This window comes from Psychrobacter sp. CCUG 69069, assembly GCF_021023115.1.
In the GTDB taxonomy this organism is placed as follows: Bacteria; Pseudomonadota; Gammaproteobacteria; order Pseudomonadales; family Moraxellaceae; genus Psychrobacter; species Psychrobacter namhaensis.
On sequence record NZ_QQAI01000001.1, the window covers coordinates 15,170 to 27,507 of the forward strand.

At 44.0% G+C, this 12,338-nt stretch carries 10 protein-coding genes; 6 read left to right on the forward strand and 4 right to left on the reverse strand.

Going from position 1 to position 12,338, the window contains the following annotated elements; all coding sequences use genetic code 11:
• Positions 1–186: 186 nt before the first annotated feature.
• Positions 187–903, forward strand: coding sequence for an SIMPL domain-containing protein (locus tag DVY93_RS00075; protein WP_230708320.1), 717 nt, complete (start codon positions 187–189; stop codon positions 901–903).
• 138 nt (positions 904–1,041) lie between these two features.
• Here DVY93_RS00075 and DVY93_RS00080 read toward each other — a convergent pair whose 3' ends face one another.
• Both DVY93_RS00080 and glnA read right to left on the reverse strand, forming a co-directional pair.
• Positions 1,042–1,776 carry a DUF4124 domain-containing protein gene (locus tag DVY93_RS00080; RefSeq protein ID WP_230708321.1) on the reverse strand — a complete coding sequence of 245 codons (735 nt, stop codon included), beginning with the start codon at positions 1,774–1,776 and terminating at the stop codon, positions 1,042–1,044.
• 215 nt (positions 1,777–1,991) lie between these two features.
• Positions 1,992–3,401 (reverse strand): type I glutamate--ammonia ligase, encoded by a 1,410-nt coding sequence (glnA, locus tag DVY93_RS00085; protein ID WP_193006882.1) that lies wholly within the window; start codon positions 3,399–3,401, stop codon positions 1,992–1,994.
• 814 nt (positions 3,402–4,215) lie between these two features.
• On the opposite strand from glnA, the gene DVY93_RS00090 reads away from it, so the two are divergent.
• From DVY93_RS00090 to DVY93_RS00110, 5 genes are all read left to right on the forward strand, one after another.
• On the forward strand, positions 4,216–4,839 hold the full coding sequence (locus DVY93_RS00090) for an aminodeoxychorismate/anthranilate synthase component II (RefSeq protein WP_230708322.1): 624 nt from the start codon (positions 4,216–4,218) through the stop codon (positions 4,837–4,839).
• 105 nt (positions 4,840–4,944) lie between these two features.
• Complete coding sequence (gene trpD / locus DVY93_RS00095; RefSeq protein ID WP_230708323.1) at positions 4,945–6,066, forward strand: anthranilate phosphoribosyltransferase; 1,122 nt, start codon at positions 4,945–4,947, stop codon at positions 6,064–6,066.
• Positions 6,067–6,138: 72 nt separating this feature from the next.
• Positions 6,139–7,014, forward strand: coding sequence for an indole-3-glycerol phosphate synthase TrpC (gene trpC, locus DVY93_RS00100; protein ID WP_230708324.1), 876 nt, complete (start codon positions 6,139–6,141; stop codon positions 7,012–7,014).
• A gap of 68 nt (positions 7,015–7,082) precedes the next feature.
• Positions 7,083–7,814 (forward strand): Smr/MutS family protein, encoded by a 732-nt coding sequence (locus DVY93_RS00105; protein ID WP_198333693.1) that lies wholly within the window; start codon positions 7,083–7,085, stop codon positions 7,812–7,814.
• Between the two features lie 145 nt (positions 7,815–7,959).
• Positions 7,960–8,592, forward strand: coding sequence for a DNA-3-methyladenine glycosylase family protein (locus DVY93_RS00110; protein ID WP_198333694.1), 633 nt, complete (start codon positions 7,960–7,962; stop codon positions 8,590–8,592).
• A gap of 127 nt (positions 8,593–8,719) precedes the next feature.
• Here DVY93_RS00110 and DVY93_RS00115 read toward each other — a convergent pair whose 3' ends face one another.
• Positions 8,720–10,027: an RNA-guided endonuclease InsQ/TnpB family protein gene (locus DVY93_RS00115; protein WP_230708325.1), complete on the reverse strand. Its 1,308-nt coding sequence runs from the start codon at positions 10,025–10,027 to the stop codon at positions 8,720–8,722.
• Positions 10,028–10,138: 111 nt separating this feature from the next.
• Positions 10,139–12,145: a mechanosensitive ion channel family protein gene (locus DVY93_RS00120; RefSeq protein ID WP_230708326.1), complete on the reverse strand. Its 2,007-nt coding sequence runs from the start codon at positions 12,143–12,145 to the stop codon at positions 10,139–10,141.
• Positions 12,146–12,338 lie beyond the last annotated feature (193 nt).

The window sequence follows — 12,338 nt, forward strand, 5'->3', positions numbered from 1 at the left end:
CGTAACCTAGGTGACAAAATTCTCACAGCAGCGCAGCTAAATTTTGCTATTTTAGTGACTGAAGCTGAGCGCTCACTGTCATCTAACAAATAAAATGAACAGCTTCTAATATGATTATGAGTTGTATTTACGTTTTATCTAAATAGAATTCATATCTGTACTATTAATATTCCCTTAGGAGATCACATGAAAACCACGTTACTTAATAAAGCGGCTCTAACGACAGGCACTGCACTTCTACTAACCACTATGATGGGCTACGCGCATGCAGAACCAACAGGCTATGATCAGCTTACTTTTCAGGCAGAAGTAAAAGAAGAAATCCAAAACGATGAAGTGCGTGCGAGCTTATATAAAAAAGCACAAGCAACGGACTCTAAGACTCTAGCCACCACCCTCAACACAGCCATTAACAATGCGATGAAAATAGCCAAGCGCTACCCCAGCGTTACGGTCAGCACCGGACAGCAGCGCACTTACCCCCGTTATGATAAAAACGACAAAATTATTGGCTGGACAGGACAGGCAAATATCGATTTAAAGAGTACAGATTTTGCTGCGACTAGCCAGCTTATTGCTGACTTGCAAGAAACCTTAGTCATGGACAATTTAAACTTTGGTGTCTCCGATACCAAAAAGGACACTCTAGAGCAAAAGCTGATGACTGATGCTTCACGCGCCTTTCAGCAGCAAGCTAAAAATCTCTCCCGTGCGTGGGACGCTCGTGGCTATCGGGTGGTGAGTGTCAACTTAAACACAGGGAGCAACTACCCACGTCCAATGTACAGCAGCATGAATATGAAAGCAGGCGTAGCAGATGAATCCGTACCAAGCCAAAACTTTGAGTCTGGCAACAGTACTATCTCAGTGACCGCTAATGGGACGATTGAGTTGAATAAATAAAGCCGCTTATCTCTAAAGTGACGTTAGCCATGCGTATTAAAAAAGGCAAGCACCATTATAGTGCTTGCCTTTTTTAATACGCTCAATGAAGACTCAGTTATGACTAGTAAACGGTTAGATTTATAAACCCACTTAAGGCTAAGGCGTAGCAGTTTCTTTTTGACGCAATTTCAACAAGACTTTTTGGTGCCACGGCAAGTTCTGATAAGCCAAAAGCTGCTGAGCAATTTTCTTATTATTTTGTAGCGTTGTATTATTTTGGATCACATAAACAGTACGGGTCACTTGTTGAAGTATCTGATCCTTCTCGTTTTTTACCACGGCTCTTATAGCATGTGACCCTGGCAAGAGATCTATAGTCGCAATTGAGGCACTTAAACCTTGCGCCACTTCACTCTCATCAAAATAAATACTGATACTATGACCTGCTTGTAGAGCGGGTGTCACTTGCACTCTCACATTGATGGTTTGCGCTGGACGGCGATAAGCACGTTCCTCGCTAGGCTCAGTAATAGCAAGCTGATAATTGATGGGAGCTACCGTTTTAGGGTTTGAGCTCGGCACAGCAGCAGTTTGCCGTGTGGCAATAGCAGCAGGCTGACTGTTGGTATGACTGTTATTTGGTTGATTGGTTGTATCACTGGTGGCATCAGTCGTAATAGCGATCTGACTCACTTTTTTATCAGCTTGCTGCTCATAACTTTGCGGGCGGTCAGTGAAAGTAACTTGACCCGTTTTTTCATCGATAACCTTATAGATAGGTGCGGCATTTGCGAACGTCACACACAGAGTGGCAGCGCTAATAATCATAGCCCCTAGTAAACCTACTGTGAAGCCACCTTTTAGAAATCTCGGTTTTGATAATGTAGTCATAGTCCGCCTACCTGATTCGTGTCGACTGTTAATGGGTTTTATAAAAAACCATTATGCGATAATTTTCTCATGAAATCAGTAACGACTTCTGAGAAACTTTGTCAATGAATGTGGTGGCCTTGGCAACAGGTATAAAAAAACCAGCCAAGCTCAACTTGACTGGTCCTTCTTAACTGAATGAATTAACTAGAGTAATTTTGAATCTATACGATAGATTAGCAGCTATAGTACATGTCAAATTCAACTGGATGTACAGTCACGTTCAGACGTTGTACTTCTTCTTCTTTTAACGCAATGAACGCTTCTAACATGTCTTCCGTGAACACATCACCTTTTAACAAGAACTCATGATCATCACGTAAAGCTTGTAGCGCCACATCCAAACTCTCTGCAACTGTTGGGATTTGTGCTTCTTCTTCTGGTGGCAAGTCATACAAGTTTTTGTCCGCAGCTTCGCCTGGATGCATTTTGTTCTGGATACCGTCAAGGCCAGCCATTAACAATGCAGCAAACGCTAGGTATGGGTTCGCCGTTGGATCAGGGAAGCGCGCTTCAACACGGACCGCTTTTGGGCTACTCACATGTGGAATACGAATAGATGCTGAACGGTTAGAGGCTGAGTAAGCAAGCTTGATCGGTGCTTCATAATGTGGCACTAGGCGCTTGTAGCTGTTGGTTGATGGGTTGGTAATCGCATTCAACGCACGAGCATGCTTGATCACACCGCCAATGAAGTACAATGCTGTTTCAGACAGACCAGCATACTCATCACCAGAGAATGTGTTTACGCCGTCTTTTGAGATTGACATATGTACGTGCATACCTGAGCCATTGTCACCAACGATTGGCTTAGGCATAAAGGTGGCAGTTTTGCCAAACTGATGCGCGACATTGTGCACAACGTATTTTAGTTGCTGAACTTCATCCGCTTTACGCACCATGGTGTTGAATGCCACACCGATCTCAGACTGACAAGAAGCCACTTCATGGTGATGTACTTCAACTGAGCCTTCACCAACAATTTCTTCGATACGTTCACACATGACCGCACGCATATCGTGTGAACTATCGATTGGGGGTACTGGGAAATAACCGCCTTTAACACGTGGGCGATGCGCCATGTTGCCCCACTCGTAACTCTCATTGGTCGACCATGCTGCTTCTTCAGCCGTGATTTTGTGGCTAACGCCAGACATATCGACTGACCATTTAACATCGTCAAATACAAAGAACTCAGGCTCAGGACCGAAGTAAGCAGTATCACCGATACCTGTAGACTTCAAGTATTCTTCAGCACGACGTGCGATAGAGCGCGGATCACGATCATAGCCTTGTAGCGTTGATGGCTCGATGATATCGCAAGTCACTACCACTGTCACCGCGTCAAAGAACGGGTCGATAAAAGCGGTCTCTGGATCCGGACGCAAGATCATATCTGACGCTTCGATACCCTTCCAACCAGCGATAGATGAGCCATCAAACATTTTGCCATCTTCCATCACATCTTCGTCAACGGTAGACGCTGGAAAACTGATATGTTGCTCTTTACCGCGTGTATCCGTAAAGCGAAAGTCAACCCACTTAGCGTTAGAAGATTGGATAAGGTCTAGTAGTTTGTTCGACATGAATAGTCTCCGTTGTGTTGATCATGTTATTGCGATTTCAAGGTATTGGTGCAATTTTTTAGTTTAAGAATATGAGATATGCTTCTGAAGCTAAATAGCGCATTCAATATTATGCTTATTATTAGCACTGTCAATGTTATTAATCAATATACTCGTTTAAAACAAATCAGTCATAAGACTCATAGGCATCTTAGCAGAATCACCATAAGCCAAGTCAATCCTGATATTATTCTAACAACATATGACGTATCGTGCTGAACTCTTCTGACACTGACTAATAATGAGCGTTGACCCACTCTATAGCCATAAGCAATCTTAACTGTAATATTGCAAACGCTGTGCCAACTCTCTATGCTGGCTATTTACTAAAGCGCCAAAAACTGGGTTAATTTTTATATTTTTCAGCCACTTATAACGCAATAAAATATATATTTAGCGTGTCTTTTAGTAGCTATCTTACTGAACGTTTTTTATTATCAGCAGAAAAACGTTAAAAAAAGCACCAAATTAGATCATAATCAAATGTAAGGTTTATAATTGTTGCTATTTTATGGTGCATTTATAATGCTTATCTGGGTTACAACGCCTGGTCGTGAACCTATCAGACAAAAAAACATTACTTTTCTTTAGTCCTTATTTATGGCGCCTATACAGCACATTTGATAGACAGCAAAATAGTGGTAAGATAACGGCGTCTTAAAAAAGCACTCAGCCCCGTTAAAACAGCTTAACGCCAAATGTTGAGAGACATTAAAACGCATGTAGATATAGAGAGCCTCCCAAAATACCTGCCCGTCAATAAGTTGAAAACCTAATGATTCTGATGATCGATAATTACGACAGTTTTACGTACAATCTTGTACAGTACTTCGGTGAGTTACAACAGGACATCACCGTCTGGCGTAACGATCAAGCCACTATCGAGCAGATTAAAACACTGGCACCTGACGTTATTGTCATTGGCCCTGGCCCATGCGACCCTGACCGTGCTGGTATATCGCTAGAAGTTATCGAAACGTTTAAGGGTCGCATTCCTATGCTAGGGATTTGCTTAGGACATCAAGCCATTGGGCAAGCGTTTGGCGGACAAGTGGTTAAAGCTGGTGAAGTGATGCACGGGCGTTTATCAGCCGTTTACCATAATAACCAAGGTGCCTTTGCCGGCCTACCAAACCCCTCGCAAGTCACACGTTATCATTCACTCGTCATCGACAAGACCTGTCTACCTGAGTGTCTTGAGCTGACCGCGTGGACACAGAGCACCGATGGTAGTATCGAAGAGATTATGGGTATCCGGCATAAGACATTGGCCATCGAAGGCGTGCAATTCCATCCTGAGTCTATTTTAAGTGAAGCAGGCTACCAGCTGCTCAATAACTTTTTGCAAACGTATCATTTGGCCGTACTAACCTCCGATGAGTTACCGCAAGTCAGTTGATTGCTTTCAGTTGACTGCTTACAGATGACACGTTGTTAACAACAAAATCAAAGTAACCCCTCATTTATTTAAAACCAATACATAAAAATATTAAGCGAGACAATAATGAATACCGCCAGCGTAAAGGATACTCATACCCCAGATAATGTTGCTCAACTGTCTGACGAGGACACGCATAAAGTACTGACGACAGCCTTAGGTAGAATCTTTCAGCATATTGATTTAACCTTTGATGAGATGTATCAAGTGATGCTTATCATTATGCAAGGAAGATGTAGTGATGCCATGATGGGAGCGATTTTGACGGGTTTGCGGATGAAAGGTGAATCAATCGATGAAATCACGGCATCTGCCAGTGCCATGCGCGCCTTAGCAGCCAACATCACCCCAAACAACTGCGATAATCTGGTCGATATTGTTGGAACGGGAGGCGATGGCGCTAATTTATTTAACGTCTCGACGGCATCCGCTTTTGTCGCCGCAGCTGCAGGAGCACAAGTTGCTAAGCATGGTAACCGCGGTGTATCGACTAAGTCTGGTAGCTCAGACTTACTCGAAGAAGCAGGTATTAGTCTTGCGCTCACGCCTGCACAAGCGCAAGATTGTATCGAAAATCAAGGGATTGGCTTTTTGTTTGCGCCGAATCATCACAGTGCGATGCGTTATGCCAACCCAGTGCGCCGTGAATTAAAGGCCCGTACTATTTTTAACATTTTAGGTCCACTAACCAACCCTGCTGGCACCCCCAATCTAGTCATTGGTGTCTTTACGGCCCAACTTTGTGAACCCATCGCTAAAGTAATGAAGAATTTAGGCGCGCGTCATGTCATGGTCGTCGGCGCAAAAGATGGCCTAGATGAAATCAGCCTTGCAACCTCTACTACCGTCGCTGAGTTAAAAGACGGCGAAGTATCCGTTTATGAGATGATGCCAGAAGATGCGGGTATAGAATCACAGACACTTATTGGTCTGGATGTGGACTCTTCGACGCAAAGTCTTGAGCTGATTCGTGCGGCGCTATCGGGTTTAGAAACTAACGACCGCTCCGTCCTAAAAGCCCGTGACATGATTGCGTTAAATGCAGGCGCGGCTATATATACCGCAGGGCTTGCCAGCAATTATCCTAATGGCGTGAGCCGAGCACAAAAAATCATCCAAAATGGGGATGCTTTAATGAAGCTTGAGACTTTAGCCACCTACACGCAGCAGCTGGCATCTAAAGATTAAGGAATAAACACCATTAGTACACAGCCCTAGCCATCACGGTTTGTTTACATTTAACGATATTTGGATACCAGTATGACCACAACCAATACAGACATCCCCTCAGTATTACAGCGCATTGTCACCACCAAAATAGAAGAAGTGAAAGCGGCTCGTGAGGCGCTATCCCTTGAAGACTTGCAAGCGCAAGTCGATGCTGATAACAAGCCACGTCGAGGCTTTGCTGCTGCTCTACGTGCTGCCAGTTCTCATAAAAACGGTATCGGTATCATTGCCGAGATCAAAAAAGCGTCACCTTCTAAGGGTGTTATTAATCACAATTTTGCACCTGCCTTATTCGCACAGCAGTACGAACAAGCTGGGGCCTGCTGTTTGTCAGTATTGACTGACCGTGATTACTTCCAAGGCGATGATCGCTATCTGCTTCAAGCATCTAATGCCGCAAGCCTGCCGATACTGCGTAAAGACTTTATGATTGATACCTACCAAATTTATCAATCCTATCTCATGGGCGCAGACTGTGTATTATTAATCATGGCCTGCCTAGATGACGCGCAAGTAAAAGAACTACATGCGCTCAGTATCCAATTGGGTATGGATGTGCTGATCGAAGTACATACCAAAGCTGAGCTTGAGCGCGCGCTCCAATTACCTCGTTCTGAACACAACATTTACGGCATCAATAATCGTGATTTAAATACCTTTGATGTTAGCCTACAAACCACACTGGATTTAAAAAACATCTTAACAGACGCACTAGCGGTTGACGCTGATAGCACCACACCTAAACCGCTGATTGTCACCGAGAGCGGTATCCATAGCAGCGATGACATTCGTTTGATGTTAGATCACAATATCCCACACTTTTTAATCGGTGAGCAATTTATGAAAACCGATCACCCTGGACAAGCGTTACAATCCTTACTTGCGGGCGTTGCAGCAGACGGGTAAAGTAGCTAGACAGTCTAGACCTTAACTATGAAATCATTCATTCATCAACCAACGATACGTTAACTTTTATGTCAAACTCTCTATTTTCAAAAGAAATGCAAGACCAACTCAAAGAGCTAAAAGGCCAACTGAGCAAAGGCCGTGATACCAACTCGCCTGAAGGTGAGAATCAAAAGCCAACAGAGCCTGTTGCCCTACCAACCCAAAAGCAAGTCAAAAAAACGGTAAAACAGTTAGACAGTGAACATATCGATGATGATAAAGTGCTGTTTATGCAAGCGATGCACGGTGTGAACCAGCTTGAAGACAAAAACGTTCGCCCCCCTTCAAACGCAGAAAAAGCGCGCAAACCTGATGCTGCCACCCTGTCCAAACGTGCTGCGGCTCAAGGTAGTGAGGCAAGCGATTTGGGGGCAGGCCTATCAGATATGCAAGCCCTACTGAACCCTGTCGCTAGTGAAGCATACTTGTCTTACAAACAGCCAACTTTGCAAAACAAAATTTTTGATCAACTCAAAAAAGGCAAGCTGCGTTGGTATGATGCTGTCGATATTCATGGCTGTACGATTGAAGAAGCTCGCGAGGCCATGACGCAATTACTGAGTCAAGCAAAGCAAAAAAACGAGACCATGGTAAAAATCGTTCATGGTAAAGGTAGTGAAGCCATTCTAAAAACTTGCGTCAATGGTTGGCTACGTCAGTTGCCAGAAGTATTAGCGTTTTGTTCTGCCCCACCAAAAGACGGTGGCAACGGTGCTGTACTGGTATTGCTCAAAAAGCCAAAAGTGGATGGTGAGTAAGTACTCCTGTTCTAATACAAAAAGGACTGCCCATCAGCAGTCCTTTTTTGTATCATTGAATGGTACATTGGTGCCATCACTACCCTAAAGTGCATCTTCCTACTCTCTTTGTACCCACTGTTTTAACGGTTAAGGCAAGTCCATTATGCGCCCACACATCATTGAAAACCCTCACGAGTTAGAGGAGCACATCACTGCATTGGTCGCTATCGAGCCAAAATTTGCTGCTGTCTATAACCAAGTTGGGATGCCAAGCCTGAGACACAATACCGGCGGATTTGAGCAATTGATGAGAGCAATGGTCGGTCAACAGCTCTCTGTCGCAGCGGCAGCCAGCATTTGGCAACGTTTGATTGATGCAGATATGACAGCTCCGCAGGCTATTAATAAAGCGAGTGATGAAGCTTTACGGGCACAAGGGCTCTCTAAGCAAAAGACGCGTTATATCCGCTCACTGGTAGAGCATGATATAGACTTTGGCGCATTGGTTGCCATGCCCGATGAAGACGTCATAAAAACACTGACCGCTGTTACTGGTATTGGCCGCTGGACGGCTGAGATGTACCTGTTGTTCTCATTAAAACGAGCAGATGTACTGGCTGTCGATGACTTAGCCATTAAAGTCGCAGCGATGCATTTACTAGATTTGGCTGAGCGCCCCACACCCAAACACCTAAAGCGGCTAACCCAAGACTGGTCACCACATCGTAGCGCTGCCAGTCTGTTGTTATGGTCCTACTACGGTTCGTTACGCAATAAAACGGCCATTCCCTTGTAAGGCAAACAATTCACAATCATCCTTATCTAAGACATTTGTTTAGTTGATACTTTTAAGGCTGATTCCATTTGACATACTCCCACCACTTTCGCCAAGCTCAAGTGGGGGATTCTAAAAGCGTTAGCCTTTAGGCGACTTTCTCACGACCGTCGCAAGTTTTCTGTTTCATCGGGCGACCTTTACTGCATCCTCCCTCCGCAGACAACACGGCATGTCCTGCCGATAAAATATTACGAGCTGCATTAATATCAGCGTTGGCTTTATGACCACATTTGACGCACTCAAACTTTGCTTGAGTTTGTCTGTTATCTTTAGAGATATGCTTGCATTCAAAGCAGGTCTGGCTGGTGTATCTTGGATTTACCTTAATGAGTAATCCACCCCGCCATTGCTGCTTGTACTCAAGCATATTGACCATCATGCCCCAGCCTTGATCTAAGATAGCTCTGTTTAATCCTGCCTTGGCTTTGACATGACGGCCTTTATTCTCCACCGACCCGCTGGCTGATGTCGACATATTGGCGACTGTTAAATCCTCACAAGCAATCATGGCGTGGTTTTTGCTGATGCTGGTGGTGATTTTGTGCAAGTAGTCATGACGAATATTGGCGATATGGTGGTGTAATTTTTGAATCTTACGGTTGTGTTTTTTCCAGTTTTCACTGAATGTTACTTTTTTTGCCAACCCACGTTGCAGCTTGGCAAGTTTGAGTTGGTTGGCTTTAAAGCTGTTCTTGGGTTTGATGGTTTCACCGTTTGAGGTGGTGAGTAGTTTGCTGATACCCATGTCCAAGCCAATGGCGCTTGTGGCAGGGTGGCGTGGGTTCTCATCCAGTTCGCGCTCAGTGCCAAATGACACGTACCAGTGCCCTGATTTTTTGCTGATGGTGACGTTTTTAATCGTGCCGATGATGTCTTGCGATTTTCTGAATTTCACCAGACCAATGCCATTCGGGAGTTTGACGCGATTGCCCTCAACACGGCAGTATTTATCAAACTGAACCAAGCGAATGGAGTCACAGCCATCTGCTTTGTGTTTAAATTGTGGCATCAGTGCCCGTCGTTGAATCTCTGTGCCATTAGCCAGCTTAAAGAACTTGGGCTTTTTGGGTTTCTTTTTATTCTCTTTGAATCTGGCGTGTACTTTGGGGTCAAAGAATCGTGACCAAGCTGCTGCTAAGTCACGTACCTTTTGTTGTAAGGACACGGCATTAGAGCTAGATTTCAGAAAGGCAAAATCAGGATTGTTCTTTAAACTAACGATTTTATTAACGAGGTTGGTGGCATTGATAAACTCATTTTTAGCAAATATCTCAAACGATATTGCCAGCATTTGATTCCAAACAAAACGTGCTGAGCCGACAAGATTATTTAAGATAATCTCCTGCTCTGCATTAGGCTCAAGCCTAAATTTGTACGCTTTGTTGATTTTCATAGTGCCGATTCACTGTGTTTTTTAAAATAATTTCTAAAGTTTATTATAGCTTGTTTCAGTACATAATTTGTATGAATACATAATAAGCGCTAGGCAAAATTCACCGCCACCCTAATGTCGGCTGGCGTCCTCTTTCGCGGTTTTGATAGAGAAACCAAACTTTTCTCTTACGTGCTTAAATTTGCTTTTCTGTAACAGGCGGTGTCTATTTCTGAACGCTCTGAATGAGCTGCTTTTTTTACTTTTGGCTGACCCAGTCCCTTTCCGATTAGATTTTTCATCGTCTTTAGTGCCGTCGTGATCTTTATTTAAATCGACCGCACCATGGTCATTACCATTATGGTCATCACTGTTATTGCTGGCAAAGGCATCCGTGTCATCAGACGGCTGCCCGTCTGTCGTCTCTTCTATTGATTCAGCAACGTCATCTTCAACGCCACTTCCCCTATGATGCTCAAGCTCCGCTTGATTAACAATAAGCTGCTGCGTTGGTAGCGCGTGCTCGACCTTATATTTAGCCACTTGGTTCAATATATCGACAAATAAAACGTTTTGTTTGTCATAAAACTCAGTAATACCATTAGCATTAATGTAAGCCTGCAATTGAATGACATAGCAGTCTTGTCGCAGCTCTAAGATATTGACTTGATTCCATTCTTGGTTGGTTAAATAGTGCTCATTGATAAATTCATCTAAGTCTTTTACCATCTTGAAGACCACGTCAATATCCGCGGTACGCTTAAGATATAACTGATGAAAAAAGCGGAACATATCACGAGAAGTAAAATTCTCAATCTGCATCGATGAAAAATCACCATTTGGTACAGTGACAATAGTACGTGTCAATGTGCGCACACGCGATGAGCGAATACCAATATCAATGACAGTCCCTTCATAAGTACCAAACTTACAATAGTCCCCTATCCGTACTGGTGAGTCTGCCACTACAACGACACTACCAACAAGGTTTTCAATGGTCTTTTGTGCACCAAGTGCTAACGCCAAACCACCCACACCCAAGGCTGCAATACCCGTCGTCAAGTCAAAACCTAAATTACCAAAGATCACAATGACAGCAAATATTAACAGTAAGGCTTTGACGACCTTGCGTAGCAGTCCCAAAATTGAGACTCGCTCTGTATAGTTTTTCTTGTAGCTTAAATTGACCGCTCGCGTAAATATGGCGTCGATGACCCGAAGAAGCAGCCAAGTTAAGGCAAGCCAAGACGCAATCTCAGTAAAGCGGTTGATGGGCTCACGCAGCGTCACTGACACGCCAGCATAAACCATCACCTCAGACAATATCAGGGCCATAATAACCACAGCCAATGGCAGTATGACCTTGTCTGGTAATGGTAAGGGCACACCGCGTACGCGTGGATAGGCAATTCGCAATAGATGGTACAGTAGCCACACCATAATATACGTGAACACAAAGCTACTGACGATCATGGTTAGTGCCGCCACTAAGTCAGCCATTTGATAGCCAAAGAGCTTTTTCCCTTCTAGTGACTCAAAGGTGTAACGAGACACCAAGGTTGGTTCCGTATTTTCTATTACTTCTGGTATTGAGCTGAGCGTATCAGTCGAAAACTGCCAGTACTGCTCACCTTGGTCAGACACCACTCTTTCAAGTAGCAGTGGCACGCTTTTCTCCCCGACATTAATGACCCCAACATTCTCTTGGCTAGGTGGTAATTGGTCGGTTAGATTACCGTCAGGCGTATTGTTAATCTGCAAATCCTGCTGAAAGCGGCCGCCAGCATCCAGTGCTTGCTTAAACTGCCTTACAATGGTGGTCGGATTATCAGACTTTGATAAGTTTAGATAATTACTCGCCAACAAATAGTCATTTTCGCCCAGTGCACTGATAAACCCCTGTACCGTGTGCCGCGGTGTGTCTCGCCCAAACGAATCTGGTAACGGGGTACTTACCGACTCTTCACTGCTGCTACCCCCGATCCCAAGCGCTCCAGGTTCAGCAGCAAAGGCCGGATTAGGTAATAGCAGACTTGCTAACATCGCGAGCAAAAACACCATTACCATTAAGGGCGTTTTGATGCTTGGATATGGAGGAGACAACTCAGTGTTCAGAATCAGATTACGCTCAATAGACAAAACAAACCTCTTAATTTGATAAGTACTACAACCCAAATAGATAAAAACTGTGACTATAATAGCAATTATTTCTAACAGCAGTACTTTTGATTATGGGTTTTTATAACCGTTTATATCATCGTCCACATAGTCATGTGTGGGCTACTTTATATCCTCATTTGTCATGGCCACCTCACCCTATTGCCAATATACA